The sequence below is a fragment of the Neokomagataea thailandica NBRC 106555 genome (assembly GCF_001598495.1).
GTDB lineage: Bacteria > Pseudomonadota > Alphaproteobacteria > Acetobacterales > Acetobacteraceae > Gluconobacter > Gluconobacter thailandicus_A.
Map to the genome: position 1 here is coordinate 38,368 of NZ_BCZB01000013.1, position 13,444 is coordinate 51,811.

Sequence of the window (13,444 nt, forward strand, 5' to 3'; positions counted from 1 at the left end):
GCTGCTGGCAAAGAGATTCAAGTCCTAGAACGCACCGGAGAGAGGCGGGTCATCAGAGAAAAAAGCCTTTGGCTCGGCCAGTTTTGTCAAATCTTCTAGTGGTAGATGTAACAGATAAGGCTCTTCCCAGTGCGTATTGGGCTGAGGGTTTGTAAGGCTGGCAATAAGGTAATGGGCTGTTGTAAGGCGGCTCTGCCCTTGCCATTCGGTAAACCCTGACGGAACAACACGTGGATCAAGTGTGCAGTCGATATAGGCTACGCTGGCGTAATCTCGCCATGGGCGACCAAGGCTTATATGCTGCACGGCGGGGTCTGCTTGGATTGAGCAGTTATGGAAGACATAGCCGCTCAAATGTTCTGGAAATGTTCTTCCTTGCGCCGTGATGGTAACGGTTGGGCGTGCTACGCCATGCAGAGTGCAGTGTTCGAAATACGCACGGGCATCACCAAAAATAAAATCTACTGCACCGTCTATGACATCATCTTGATAGTATTGCCGTGCGGGGTTGCATGATCCGTGCAGGTTACAGCCATGACTGCCTGCAAAGAGCGTGTCTTGATAGCTAATTAAGTGCAAAGAGAGGAAGAACTGACGGTCGCCCGTGGCAGATAACGCGACGGCTTGTGCCCCTTGAGTAATATCCGGGTGATCATCGTGAAAATGGTTAGCAATTGTGAGGTTACGGAGTGTGATACCGTCAGCTTCTGCAAAAACAGTGGCGGAACGTGATGTGCCACCTGTTTGATCAGCACTTTGACTGCTTTCAATACGCACGTCAGCGGGGGTACGGCCTTCTCCCTGCACCTGTAAGCCGGGGGTGCTGATGTGGAGGACTTCATGGTACAGGCCCGGCGCGATGAGAATCGTCGCATTTTCGGGAGCCGCGTCTAGAGCATCTTGAATATGCGTGTAGGGCTGCCCTGTACCGACATGGAGTATCGGACTTGCACAGAATGCGAGCGGTACGCTGTTACACGACAAGAGCGCGATACCGAGCAGGGCAGCTTTATGTGTCATGATGGTTCGTTAATGTGTTGGCAGGGGTAGGGGAACATTATTAATTGTGGCCACTCCATTATGCAGACCAATGTCCCATTCAGTGGTGTTGCCATTGGCGCGCCCCATTAGGCGAGCGATGGTGAGGGCCGTTGTAACGCGCGCAGGTGCTGTTTGCCGGAGTTGCCCCAGCAGGTCATCAACATTGGTCAGGCTGATATGCAGGTCCACAGTCGAGGCCAGGGGATTAGTGGTCGTTTGGACCGTGCCTGTCCCGGTGAGAGCATTGGTCCCATTCGTCGCATGGAGGCTGTTAATGGTGATGAACGGGGTGGAGGTATGGCTTTGGATACTCAGATCAGTGGTGAGTTGTGAAGGTATAAGGGTAGTGGTGGAATCTTTGACGCCTTCTAGTGCAATTTGCGCATGAATGTTCTTGTTATGTTCGCTTTCAGTGAGTGTTAGATCGTTGATGTTGATCGTGTGGTGCGCGTTGGTGATGAGCGTGTTGTGCCAATGTGCGCTGAGTGAGCCATGTGGGGTTGGTAGATTAAGATGGCATGATGCGCTGGGCTTGCCTTGGACTAGGCTTAAAGCGGCAAAAGCTGTCGCTGCGTTGAGCGTTTCTAGCTCTGCGGAAGAGAGGGTATTGTCCGTGTCATTAACGCGCACGGCCCCTGTCGTGAGGGTAGCGCCGGTTCTTGTGAGAGAGGCATGGAGAGATGAGGCTGTAAAACCATGTGCGCTTCGTTGTGGAGCCTCCAAATGATACGTGAAGCATGTATCTGGTAAGGACGGCAGCGTTTCAGCATGAAGATGTGGCATGCCTATGGCTGCGGTTAAGCTTAAAGCGCTGCATAGAAGGGTAGCGGTATAGCGTGGCATAAAGGCTCACTTTTCGGAGGTAATGTATCATTAGGATTATCTTAGGAATTGGGCTGTAGGAAGGCAGAAGAGTGTGTTTTGTGGATGAGGGCGTATGTCTGTTTCATGGCCGATGATGGCAGCCGTTCCTCAATATGTATCGATTGTGAAAGATGAACAAAAATCCGTTCAACAATGGACCAAGACAAGTCCGCAAACACAGCAGACATTGCAAACCTTTCAGAAAACGGCATCTCAAATTACAACACCAGATCAGTTATTGAAGAACTACCGCGCACTCTCTGTGGTGTTGGGGGCTTATGGAATGTCCTCATCCATGGGGCAGACGGCTTTATTGCGTCAGCTTATGACACAAGACCCAACCGCTACGACGTCCCTCGCTGCGCGAGGAGGGAATGCTGCTTGGAAAGCCTTTGCAAAAGACTTTTCGGATTGGAGTAGTCCTCCTTTTGCATCTTCTACAGTGCTCTCTAAAATATCTCAGAATTATCTAACGAATAGTTATGAAAACACGGTACAGACGCAAACGCCGGGCTTAGGGAACGCGTTGTATTTTACCCGTATGGTGACGAATGATACGAAACTGGTGAACCTTATGGCAGATCCAAAGCTTCTTAAGGTTGCTGTCACTGTCGCGGGTTTTGACCCTATGCAATTTGGCGCTTTGGATTTCCCTGAGCAGCAGCGCCTTTTAGGGAGTAAGTTGGATTTAAAGCAGCTTGCTACGCCGCAGGGTGTTCAGAAGTTTGCTCAGCGTTATCTGGCTTTGTTGCAAATTCACCCGGAGAAAACGTCTACCCCAGCGAGTATGTTGACCCTGTATGGCGCTAGCGGTGGGCAAAACGGAATTTTATCGCTGTTTGGGGTGGATGATGGGAGTTCATCTACATCATCGTTGTATTCGGCATCGTTGTATTCGGCATTGTTGTGAGCGTATTTGGGCCCAGCACTTAATACGTACGCTGGGCGCGGGGAAACCTCAGGGAACCGTGCGAAAACATAATTCCCTGAGATGATTCTCATGAGAAACTAGCGCGTTCTGCTCCGCGCTGGGCGGAAGAGTTCGCTCAACTGTGCCATCATTGTACCACCCAGTTGTTCGGCGGATGTGATGGTCACACTATCTCGATAATACCGCGTGACGTCATGGCCAATACCGATGGCCAGTAATTCGGTTCGTACGTCATTTTCAATATGGGCGATCACTGAGCGGAGATGTTCTTCCAGATAGTCATGTGGGTTGGCGGAAAAGGTGCTGTCATCTACCGGAGCGCCATCTGAGATCACCATCAGGATACGGCGTTTTTCAGCACGGCGGCGTAAGCGCTGCCACGCCCAGAGGAGTGCTTCTCCGTCGATATTTTCTTTTAAGAGGCCATCTCGTAGCATAAGGCCCAAGTTTCGCCGGGCGCGACGCCATGGTGTGTCCGCGTCTTTGTAGATGATGTGGCGTAGGTCATTCAGGCGGCCGGGCTGTGGTGGGCGGCCTTGACGGATCCATGCTTCACGGCTTTTACCGCCTTTCCACTGACGGGTGGTAAAGCCCAGCACTTCTACCTTCACACCACAGCGCTCCAACGTCCGTGCTAAAATGTCACCACAAATGGCGGCTGTGCCGATGGGGCGACCACGCATGGAACCAGAATTGTCAATCAAGAGTGTGACGACGGTGTCTTGGAACTCCATCTCTGTTTCGAATTTATATGACAGAGGGAGCGTGGGGTTCGTGACCACACGGGCGAGGCGCCCAGCGTCAATCATGCCCTCTTCCTGATCGAATTCCCACCGGCGTTGTTGCTGTGCCATGAGGCGGCGTTGCAAGCGGTGCGCTAGGCGAGAGATCAGACCTTGGAGCTGGACGAGCTGTTGATCCAGTTGTTGGCGCAGCCGGTCTAGCTCAGCCGGGTCACACAGGTCGGATGCGCTGACTTCTTCATCATATTCTGTGGTGAAGGCGGTATACCGCGCGGGTGCTGCCGCATTTTCTGAAGCGGCTTCGTCTTTTGCTTGATCAGAAGGGCCCGCAGCTTCTTCTGCTCCGTTTTCAGGAGCATCCAGCATGTCAGATGTTTCAGCGTCGCCATCATGGCCGCTCTCACCAGCGTCGTTGGAGGAGCTATCTTCTTCGTCTTCCTCCTGCATATCATCGCCTGATTCGGCGGCTTCACTTTGCTCTACGGGCGCGGCTTCGTCATCACTCTCGGGTGTGTCTTCAGTGGCATTGTCGTCAGAGCTGGTTTCGTCTTCTTCTTCAGCAGCATCTGTGAGTGAACATGCGCCTAAAAATCGTGTGCAGGCTTGAGCAAAAGCGCGCTGGTCGTTTTGAGACGCCGCCATGTCGGCTAAGGCTTGGTGCGCTTTGGGGGAGAGATAATCGCGCCATGCGTCTAGGGCGGGGCCGGCTTCAGCAGGAGCTTTCTGGCCCGATATGGCTTCGCGTGCGAGGAGATTAAGCGCGACGGATGCGGGCATGTCTTCACGCTGTACCATGCGCGCACAACCATTATCCCGGCACTCTAGCGCCGTACGAAGGTTCAAATTCGCACGGACGCCATCCATATGGCGTGACCCATAAATCTCACAGCGTGCTTGCTCAATGGCTTCAAATGCTGTGCGGGCTTCGGGTTCAGGTGGGTGAGTGGTGAGGTGGTCACGGTGGTGGCGCAGTCGTAGGGCGGCTGCATCAGCAGCCCCTCGGATACGATCGCGCTCCATGGTAGAGGGGGTAGAAGACAGGCCGGGAAGTTGGACCGTATCTACGCTGGCGTCTTTGTCCCGTCTTGGTGCCTTGGTGGACGAGGCATCCATGAAGTCAACATTCTGGTCAGGGGCGTTGCCCATGGCTCGTAAGGTCGCCACAGTTGCTCGGCGAAACTCTTCATCCGGGTTGTGTGGGCCGGAACGGTGTGTGACTGATTTCAGCGCAGACACAAGTGTTACTCCACGGGTGATGCGTTGAAGCAGCGTTGGTAATATTCGCTGACAATGCCGCGCTCGGCTTCATCACATTTATTGAGGAAGGTGAGGCGGAACGCAAAAGCCAGATCGTTGAATAGGCGTTCATTTTCGGCCCATGCGATGACGCTACGCGGTGACATGACGGTTGAAATATCGCCAGCGGTAAAACCCGCGCGCGTGAGGTTTGCAAGGGCTACCATACGTTCAACACGAGAAATGGCGTCACGATCATCACTCTGAATTTTCAGCTTGCCTGTAATGATGCTGACTTCTTGTTCCAACGGAAGGTAATTCAGGGTTGCGACGATGTTCCAGCGGTCCATCTGTGCTTGGTTGATTTGCTGCGTGCCGTGATACAGCCCTGTTGTATCCCCAAGGCCGACTGTATTGGCCGTGGCAAACAGGCGGAACGATGGGTGAGGGCGGATAACGCGGTTTTGGTCCAGAAGGGTTAAATGTCCTTCAGCTTCCAAGACGCGTTGAATAACGAACATGACGTCGGGGCGGCCTGCGTCATACTCATCAAAAATTAAGGCGCAAGGGTGCTGTAGGCACCATGGCAGCAGTCCCTCACGGAACTCGGTGACTTGCTTACCATCACGCAGGACGATGGCGTCTTTGCCGATCAGATCAATACGTGAGATGTGGCTGTCAAGATTGATGCGGACGCATGGCCAGTTGAGGCGCGCCGCGATTTGCTCAATATGCGATGATTTCCCCGTTCCGTGAAAGCCTTGGACAAGAACGCGGCGATTATGGGCGAAGCCTGCGAGGATGGCGCGTGTTGTGTCCTCATCAAATTGATATGATTCATCAATTGTGGGGACGTGTTCGGTCCGAATTGAGTAAGCTGGGACTTGTATGTCTGTTGTGATGCCGAAGACTTCTGCGGAAGACACCAAGCGGTCCGGTTCACCGAGTACATGCGTTGGGATAGCGGTGTTTTCTGCCGTGGTGACGGTTTCCGGTGCGTCGATCGTCGCGAAATCATTCATGGTAGGTCGGACTCTCTAGGAGGGGATAATAAAAGGATAGATGCCGCTAAGATGGGTCAGAATGTCCTGCACTTCTAGTCGTAAACTTAGGAAATGCTTTCAGCTTCGCGTGTGAAGTGCGTTTTTAGAGCGGTATATGCGCTACCAATGGCTTTGAAATGTTCTTCGGCCTCTGGTGCTGGGTTTGTATCGGGGTGAAATTGCCGCGCTAATGTACGGTAACGGGCTTTGACTTCATCGAAGCTTATAGGCCATGTCAGGTTGAGGGTTGCGAGAGGTTGTTGAAGCTCTGGCGGTATCGTTTTCTGGGGTGGGGTGCGTGCTCGGTCTTTTGCTGATTGTGCACGTGAACGTCGACTGGCACCCAGAATATCGAGCGGGTCCAGAATATCATCTTCATTGAACTCGGCCTTGTTTGCGGTGCCGCTGCCCAGTTTCCATGAAGGGCGTTGCCATGACGTATCCGCTCGCAGATGCGCTTCAATTTGGCCGGGGGTCATGCCACGATAAAAATCCCAGCGGGCATTATAGGCGCGTACATGCTCCAAGCAGAACCAATAATAAGAGCGTAGTGCGTCCCGTCCGCGTGGCGCACGATAACCGGCAGGGGCATCACAGCCGGGGTGGTCGCACACTTGCTGTGGTGCGTCAGGGTCCGGATCAAAAGCTCTATGTTTGGTTGTTTTACGATTCATGGGATCTGATATGGGGAAAGGGTGCTGTAGGGTGCAAGCGGGTGTGTCGCTTTTATGACGAAGAGATATGCTGGTTTGAAGCTAATCCGCAGAATTATTGAAGAGGAAAGCGTATAATCATGACACAAAATTTGTCTCGCCGGGAACGGATTATTGCCATTTTGACCCGTGAGTTAGCACCTTCGGTTTTGGATGTGCAGGATGATAGTGCGCGTCATGCGGGGCATGTGGGCGCGAAAGTTCTGGCAGATTCTGGAGTTCATGGCGAAACCCACTTTAATGTTGCTGTAACGAGTGCGCAGTTTGACGGACTAAACCGTGTGGCCCGTCATCGCTTGGTGCAGAATTTGCTGTCGGATGAGTTTGAAACCGGCTTACACGCTTTGTCGTTGGTTTTGCATGGAGAACAGACATCATGATGCGCTTCACGTGCCGTGCTGCATTGATGACTGCGCTGCTGAGTATGGCGGGATGTGCAACACATGGGCTGGATCGTTTAGCGCCTGAGCAAAGTCATGATGCAGAGCGTGTTGAGGTGTATCTGAACCATCTTCAGGGTATGACGGCACAATTCTCGCAGCAAGGCCCGGATACGATGCGCGGGGCAGGGAGTTTTACTTATATTCCGGGGCATTTGCGTTTGAACTATGTGATGCCGCACCCCATGCAACTTATCGCAGGGGATGGGCATCTTGTGTTTGATGATCCAGCAAGTGGGGCTGTGACGCGCGTATCCTTACGGCGCAATCCGTTGGGTCTGTTGCTGCGTTATCCAGTGCGTTTCTCAGGTGATGTTGAAGTCACGGATGTGCATCATGAAGGAGCCGTTTTAGCGCTCTCATTGGCAGAGGCAGATAATCCGTCTCAGGGGTTATTAACGCTGGATTTCATTGATCAGACGGGGAGTTTATCGTTGATTGGTTTGCAGGGTGTGGATGCGCGGCAGCATAATTTCAGTGTTGCTCTGTCGTCTGTTGTCGATCAAGCAACACCGGATCCGTCCTTATTTAAACTTCCTGCGGAATAGAGCCAAAGCAGCCTGGCCATGCCATTTTAAGGGCGTGGTCTAGGTCTTGCATGGTGATGTCTGGGGAGAAGCGTTTTAGGCTTGTGACGCCAAATTCCCGAATGCCGCAGGGGACGATACCATCAAAATCTTCCAATGTTGGGTCTAGGTTGATGGAAACGCCATGCCAACTGACCCAGCGGCTAATACGGATGCCTAATGCGGCAATTTTGGCTTCTTGTTGTGTGATCGGGTCGATTGTCCAAAGACCGATACGTCCCTCACGGGTGAAAGCCGTGACGCCGAGTAAGGCCAGTGAGGCTTTTAACCACTGTTCGAGTGTGGCGACATAGGCTCTGAGATCACGTGGTGGCACAATGCCATTCTGCTGTGTGAGATCAAGCATAATATAGACGAGGCGTTGACCGGGACCATGATAGGTCCATTGCCCGCCGCGTCCGGCATCATATGTTGGGAAGTTGTGTGGGTTATAGAGATCTTCTGCGCGTGCGGATGTTCCAGCGGTAAAAATTGGTGGGTGTTCGACCATCCAGACCATTGGGCTGTCTGTTTTGGCGTGGATGTTGCGGGTGCGTGTCTCCATTAAGGTCATTGCGTCTGGGTATGGTGTGAGCCCCTTAGACGTTTTCCATAAAATTTCGGAAGTTTTTTGCATTTCTGTTGTTGCCCTCGTGTCTATGTTCGGCTATAGCCCCTCTCACCGGACGGTCATGCACTAAGCAGGGTCGTTTGTCACGGGGCGGCCGTGGCGGAATGGTAGACGCGCAAGCTTGAGGTGCTTGTGGGGGATAACCCCGTGGAAGTTCGAGTCTTCTCGGCCGCACCATCACTCTTCCCATTGAGTGATGACAAAAAATCAAAAATAAAAATTTAGTTTCTTTTCCCCGGAAGGGGATCATTATTCTCTGCCCTAGTATTGCCAGAGTTCTCTTGCACTATTATGCCAATTAGAGATGGCCTCGGCGTTATTTGTTGTAGCGCGCGGGTGTTTTCTCTTTGGTTGACGTGCGAGGTTTTGTGATCAAGCCACTAAAAAAAGCAGTTCTTCCTGTAGCAGGTCTGGGAACGCGCTTTCTTCCAGCTACTAAAGCAATGCCCAAAGAGATGTTGCCGGTCGTTGATAAGCCGCTCATTCAGTACGCTATTGATGAAGCACGCGCTGCCGGTATAGAAGAGTTTTGCCTCGTTACAGGCCGTGGTAAAGATAGTCTGATTGACTATTTCGATATTGCTTATGAACTTCAGGCGACTTTGAAAGAACGCGGTAAAATTTCTGCGCTTGAAGCGTTGGCGCCGAGTAGCATGGAGCCGGGATCGTTTGTGGCGGTCCGTCAGCAAGAGCCTCTGGGGCTAGGGCATGCGATTTGGTGTGCACGTTCTTTCATTGGTGAGGACCCTTTTGCTATTTTGCTGCCAGATGACATCGTTAAGAGCGAGAAAAGCTGCGTAGCGCAATTGGTCGAAGCGTATAATCAAACGGGTGGCAATGTTGTTGCCGTCACGGAAGTCCCGCGTGAGCAAACGAACCGTTATGGTATTTTGGATGTCGGTGTTGATGACGGTAAGTTGGTTGAGGTGAAGGGGCTGGTTGAAAAGCCTAAGCCTGAAGATGCACCATCTAATCTGTCGATCATTGGGCGCTATGTGTTGACGGCTGATGTGATGAAGCATCTTTCCAAGTTGGAGCGTGGCGCAGGTAATGAAGTGCAATTGACCGACGCCATGGCAAAAACCATTGGGCATGTTCCGTTCCATGGCTTGCGTTATGAAGGTACGCGCTATGATTGCGGTGACAAGGCGGGTTTCTTAGAGGCGCAAATCGCATTCTCTATTGAGCGTCCTGACCTTGGGGATGCTGTAAAAGAATTCCTGAAGAAATATACAGCATAACATTTGCTCATGTGATGATGAAAAAGGTGGTTTCCTTTTGTTAGGAGCCGCCTTTTTCTTTTTTAGGGAAAGATTGGCTATGGTCGGTAAAGTCTACCAGTCATTTTTAGAGCCTGGTCAAATGGTCAAGCATCCGGGGTATCCGGAATGGGGGTGGGGGCAGGTCCAGTCGGCTATTGCTGAACGTGTCACCGTGACGTTTGAGCATCAGGGTAAGGTTGTGATCGATGCAACGCGTGTGCATTTGGATGCCGTTGATCCCTAAAATTTTTTCGAGTACGCGCGCTGTGCGGCAAACAATAAGCCGTACCTGCTTGAATACTGTGTTCCCACCATGCTGTGATATGTGTGGTGCGGATGTCGAAGGTACTGGCGGGTTTTGTGGCGAGTGTTTTGCTCAGATGCGCCCGATTATTAAGCCATATTGTGAGCAATGTGGTGTGCCTTTGGCTGCGTCGGGTTTTGCTGACCAGCAAGGTGTTTGTGCGTTCTGTGCGAGCACTGCGCCGCCGTGGAATAGAATGCGGGCCGCATTCATCTACGATGATTGGTTGCGGCAGCTTATTTTGCCACTAAAATACGCCGATAGAACAGAAAATGCGCGTATTCTGGCACGAGAAATGTGGCGATCCGGGGAAGATATTCTGCGTGATGCAAATTTCTTGCTGCCCGTGCCAGTACATAAGCGAAAATTGCGGCATAGGCGATATAATCAGGCCGCGTTACTTGCGCGTTTTTTGGCAAAAGAAAGTGGTGTTTCCTCGTTGCCAATGGCTTTGAAGCGTATCCGTAATACTCAGCCTTTGGCACGTTTAGGAAGTCGAGAGCGGAAATTGGAGGTAGAGGGTTCGATTATAGTCTCGCCCCGTTATGTTGAAAAATTAAAGGGACATCCCGTCGTTGTGATTGATGATGTCTTTACAACTGGTGCTACAATGAGTGCCTGCACACGAGCCTTGTTGGCGGCGGGTGTCAGTCGTGTGGATCTGTTGGTTGCGGGACGAGCAGGAAACATGGAAGAAGATAGGCAGAAAGTAACATCAGCGTTGAGAGATTATGCCTAAGATTGAAATTTATACGCAGCCGTATTGCCCATTTTGTGTGCAAGCCGTTGCGTTGTTGACGTCTAAAGGGGTGGAGTTTCAAGACATTAATGCTCCACGCGGAACGCCTGAGCGGGCTGAATCTATCCAGCGATCAGGTCGTCAGACGGTGCCGCAAACTTTTGTAGATGGGCAAGCTCTTGGTGGGTGCGATGATTTGCTCGCACTGGAGCGCTCAGGGCGTTTGGATGCCGTGCTTGGGTTAACTGCGTGAGGTTGAAAGTCCTTTCTCGGGCCGCATGTGCGGCTGTGCTCACCCTTCTTTCGGTACAAGGGGGCGCGTTATATGCTGCGCCTCCACCCTCAGCCTCTTCAGAGGTGGAAGGCTTGTGGTTGTCTCAAGATAAAGACGGTATTTTTGATGTTAAACCCTGTGATGGTGCGCATGGTGGTGAGGTGTGTGGCTGGCTCGTTGGTTTGGATTATGTCGAGCATGTCCCGAGGGATGTAACGGGGCGTTCTGAATGCCACCTGATGATGATGACAGATTTTGCTCCTCTGGATGGGCAAAAATGGCAAGGTCATATTTTAGACCCACGTACCGGGCATATGTATCAGGCGCGTATTTGGAATGAGGGGAGCAATACCCTCAAGCTAAGAGGGTTTGTTCTGGGAGTGCCCTTATTGGGGGAGACGCAGACATGGACGCGGTATGAGGGGCCTCCTGTGGACACAGAATGTCATATGGTAAAAATGCCCCAATAATATATAATTTTTTAAAATTCGGTGCTTGTGCCATGATGTGGCAGCTTTGGCAGAGCTCATGATAAAAAGGAGCACAGTTCTCTATGTCTAACCCTGTTTCTCGCCGTGAATTTGCGGTTGGTCTTGCTGCTGGAACGGCCGCGATTGGTTTGACAGGTACTGTTTGTGCTGCCGATAACACGGTGACAGACGCAGTGCCTGTTCCTCCTCCTCTGCCTAAACCAGTGTCAAAAACGATTTGTTTTGTTGGCGGTTACACGAAACATGGCCCGCCGGGTGGTGCAGGTAACGGGCAGGGCATTGCTGTCTTTGAGATGGACCGTGTTACAGGGGCTTTAGTCCCGGTGACGACCTTTACCGATATTGCGAGCCCGTCTTTTATTACGCTTTCTGCGGATCATCGCTTTTTGTACGCTTTGAGCGAAATTAGTGATTACGATAAGAACGGCAATGGTTCTCTCACCGCGTTTGAGGTGAACCAGCAGACGGGTTCTTTGCGTAAAATTAATACGGTAAGTTCGTGCGGCTCTGTTCCTGCTCATCTGAGTGTTCACCATTCGGGGCGCTATGTGATGGTAGCGAATTATATGGGCGGCTCGGTTGCAGTATTCCCGATTCGTTCAGATGGCTCCTTGGGGGCAGCGACGGATGTTGTGCATAACTCCGGGCCACGCCAGCCAGATCGTGCAGCGGATAATCCGCAGGGTAATTTCGCTGTCTCTGACCACTCAGGAGCGCACCCACATATGATTCGGTCTGATCCGTCCGGTCGGTTTGTGCTGGTGGATGATGCCGGTCTGGATCGGGTGTATGTGTGGACGTTGAATTTAACGACTGGGAAATTAGAGCCAGCAAAAACACCCTATTACGATATGGAGCCCGGCTCGGCTCCTCGCCATTTTGAGTTCAATCATACAGGCCGGATTGTTTATAATCTGTGTGAACAAGACTCAAAAATTGTTGTTTCTACCTTTGATCCGGAAACAGGGTCTCTGAATAATATTCAGACGGTGAGCACGGTGACATCTCATTTCCGTGGTTCAACGTTGGCGGCAGAAATTCTAATTTCTGCGAGCGGTAAGTATGTTTACGCTTCCAACCGCTTGGGTGATTCTTTGGCTGTCTTCGCCATTGGTGATGATGGTACGCTGACGCTGCAAGATGAGGTGTGGATGCATGCCGATTACGGGCGTGCGATGATGTTTGATCCATCAGGAACATTCTTGTTCTGCGCAAATCAGCGTTCTGATGCGGTGACAGCATTTAAAGTTGATAAAGATACTGGGCAATTGGCATTCACCAATCATTTTACGCCGATTGGTAGCCCAACGACGTTTGCGTTTATGGATACGAAAGTCTGATTGTATCAGCGGTCTAATGATGAAAAAGGCGCCCTGTTTGTGGCGCCTTTTTTGTATTTAGTCCTTGGTGAAGATCGCGATGTAATTAATGCCCGTATCGCGCGTGGTGCGCCATTTAGGAGGGATATAAGACATACCGGCGAGATCCGTCATGCGCAGGCCGGCATTGCGCCCCATGCGCGCTAATTCTTCGGGTTTAATGAATTTTTTCCAATCATGAGTGCCGACTGGCAGAAGACGTAAGAGATATTCTGCGCCGAATTTGGCGAAAGCGTATGAGCGGGCTGTACGGTTAAGTGTGGAAACTGCAATCATTCCACCAGGGAGCGTTAGGTCTGCTAGAAGCTTTAGAAAGGCTTGTGGATCTGTGACGTGCTCAATGATTTCAAGCGCAGAAATGACATCAAATTGCTGTCCTTCTTCCACAAGGGTTTCAGCGCTGCCATTGCGGTAAGAAAGGGCAGCAGCACTCTCAGGTAAAGGGTGTTCTATGAGGTGTGCCTTAGCGGCTTCGATGCCTGCGGTGCTGGCATCTAGGCCGAGAGTGTTAAAGCCGAGTTTTGCAAAAGCTTCACTAGCCAGACCCGCGCCACATCCGATGTCTAGAAGAGACAAGCATGCGCCACGTGCTGTTTGCAGTGGGGTGATACGTTCTGCGACCCATTCCGTGCGAAGGGGGTTCATGGCGTGGAGGGGGGCCATGGGGCCGCGCGGGTTCCACCAGTCATGAGCGAGCGCGCTAAAATGCGCGATTTCATCTTCTGAAACGGAGTGCTGGGTGGGTTTTGAGGTAACTGTAGAGGAAAAATCGTTCTCAGAGGCCATG

16 protein-coding genes and 1 tRNA gene are annotated in these 13,444 nt (G+C 51.7%); 10 read left to right on the forward strand and 7 right to left on the reverse strand.

Translation table 11 applies throughout. The features are described from left to right. Positions 1-24 precede the first annotated feature (24 nt). Both NTH01S_RS05610 and NTH01S_RS05615 read right to left on the reverse strand, forming a co-directional pair. Complete coding sequence (locus NTH01S_RS05610; protein WP_068170776.1) at positions 25-1,020, reverse strand: pectinesterase family protein; 996 nt, start codon at positions 1,018-1,020, stop codon at positions 25-27. A 9-nt stretch (positions 1,021-1,029) separates the two neighbouring features. Then, entirely contained in the window at positions 1,030-1,884 is an 855-nt protein-coding gene (locus NTH01S_RS05615; protein ID WP_068170778.1) for a hypothetical protein, read from the reverse strand. 94 nt (positions 1,885-1,978) lie between these two features. Here NTH01S_RS05615 and NTH01S_RS05620 point away from each other — a divergent pair, with 94 nt between their 5' ends. Beyond that, positions 1,979-2,815: a DUF1217 domain-containing protein gene (locus NTH01S_RS05620; RefSeq protein ID WP_068170781.1), complete on the forward strand. Its 837-nt coding sequence runs from the start codon at positions 1,979-1,981 to the stop codon at positions 2,813-2,815. 98 nt (positions 2,816-2,913) lie between these two features. Here NTH01S_RS05620 and NTH01S_RS05625 read toward each other — a convergent pair whose 3' ends face one another. The 3 genes from NTH01S_RS05625 to NTH01S_RS05635 all read right to left on the reverse strand — a co-directional run bounded on the left by NTH01S_RS05625 (position 2,914) and on the right by NTH01S_RS05635 (position 6,532). Then, entirely contained in the window at positions 2,914-4,725 is a 1,812-nt protein-coding gene (locus tag NTH01S_RS05625) for a cobaltochelatase CobT-related protein (protein WP_408887596.1), read from the reverse strand. A 95-nt stretch (positions 4,726-4,820) separates the two neighbouring features. Further along, on the reverse strand, positions 4,821-5,837 hold the full coding sequence (locus NTH01S_RS05630) for an AAA family ATPase (RefSeq protein WP_068170784.1): 1,017 nt from the start codon (positions 5,835-5,837) through the stop codon (positions 4,821-4,823). Between the two features lie 86 nt (positions 5,838-5,923). Continuing rightward, on the reverse strand, positions 5,924-6,532 hold the full coding sequence (locus NTH01S_RS05635; RefSeq protein ID WP_068170786.1) for a J domain-containing protein: 609 nt from the start codon (positions 6,530-6,532) through the stop codon (positions 5,924-5,926). Positions 6,533-6,651: 119 nt separating this feature from the next. Between NTH01S_RS05635 and NTH01S_RS05640 the strand changes: the two genes are divergently transcribed. Both NTH01S_RS05640 and NTH01S_RS05645 read left to right on the forward strand, forming a co-directional pair. Then, on the forward strand, positions 6,652-6,951 hold the full coding sequence (locus NTH01S_RS05640) for a BolA family protein (RefSeq protein ID WP_068170788.1): 300 nt from the start codon (positions 6,652-6,654) through the stop codon (positions 6,949-6,951). After that, positions 6,948-7,559, forward strand: a complete 612-nt coding sequence (locus NTH01S_RS05645; RefSeq protein WP_245642206.1) for a LolA family protein — start codon at positions 6,948-6,950, stop codon at positions 7,557-7,559. The genes NTH01S_RS05640 and NTH01S_RS05645 overlap by 4 nt, the downstream gene beginning before the upstream one ends. On the opposite strand, the gene lipB is transcribed toward NTH01S_RS05645, so the two are convergent. After that, the gene (gene lipB, locus NTH01S_RS05650) at positions 7,540-8,214 is read right to left on the reverse strand and encodes a lipoyl(octanoyl) transferase LipB (RefSeq protein WP_068170791.1); all 675 of its coding nucleotides are present in this window, start codon (positions 8,212-8,214) and stop codon (positions 7,540-7,542) included. The genes NTH01S_RS05645 and lipB overlap by 20 nt on opposite strands. A gap of 84 nt (positions 8,215-8,298) precedes the next feature. Between lipB and NTH01S_RS05655 the strand changes: the two genes are divergently transcribed. The 7 genes from NTH01S_RS05655 to NTH01S_RS05685 all read left to right on the forward strand — a co-directional run bounded on the left by NTH01S_RS05655 (position 8,299) and on the right by NTH01S_RS05685 (position 12,618). After that, positions 8,299-8,385: transfer RNA gene (locus tag NTH01S_RS05655), tRNA-Leu, on the forward strand. A gap of 191 nt (positions 8,386-8,576) precedes the next feature. Beyond that, positions 8,577-9,449, forward strand: coding sequence for a UTP--glucose-1-phosphate uridylyltransferase GalU (gene galU / locus NTH01S_RS05660; protein WP_068170794.1), 873 nt, complete (start codon positions 8,577-8,579; stop codon positions 9,447-9,449). A gap of 79 nt (positions 9,450-9,528) precedes the next feature. After that, positions 9,529-9,714, forward strand: a complete 186-nt coding sequence (locus NTH01S_RS05665; protein ID WP_068170797.1) for a DUF3553 domain-containing protein — start codon at positions 9,529-9,531, stop codon at positions 9,712-9,714. Continuing rightward, on the forward strand, positions 9,677-10,513 hold the full coding sequence (locus NTH01S_RS05670; protein ID WP_084367048.1) for a ComF family protein: 837 nt from the start codon (positions 9,677-9,679) through the stop codon (positions 10,511-10,513). Before NTH01S_RS05665 ends, NTH01S_RS05670 begins: the two co-directional genes overlap by 38 nt. Next, entirely contained in the window at positions 10,506-10,766 is a 261-nt protein-coding gene (gene grxC / locus NTH01S_RS05675) for a glutaredoxin 3 (protein ID WP_068170801.1), read from the forward strand. The genes NTH01S_RS05670 and grxC overlap by 8 nt, the downstream gene beginning before the upstream one ends. After that, positions 10,763-11,257 (forward strand): DUF2147 domain-containing protein, encoded by a 495-nt coding sequence (locus NTH01S_RS05680; protein ID WP_245642208.1) that lies wholly within the window; start codon positions 10,763-10,765, stop codon positions 11,255-11,257. Before grxC ends, NTH01S_RS05680 begins: the two co-directional genes overlap by 4 nt. Positions 11,258-11,340: 83 nt before the next feature. Next, positions 11,341-12,618 (forward strand): lactonase family protein, encoded by a 1,278-nt coding sequence (locus NTH01S_RS05685; RefSeq protein WP_068170803.1) that lies wholly within the window; start codon positions 11,341-11,343, stop codon positions 12,616-12,618. 57 nt (positions 12,619-12,675) lie between these two features. Here the strand turns inward: NTH01S_RS05685 and ubiG are convergent, their stop codons facing one another. Then, a complete protein-coding gene (gene ubiG, locus NTH01S_RS05690; RefSeq protein ID WP_068170806.1) occupies positions 12,676-13,443 on the reverse strand; it encodes a bifunctional 2-polyprenyl-6-hydroxyphenol methylase/3-demethylubiquinol 3-O-methyltransferase UbiG in 768 nt (255 codons plus the stop codon). Position 13,444 lies beyond the last annotated feature (1 nt).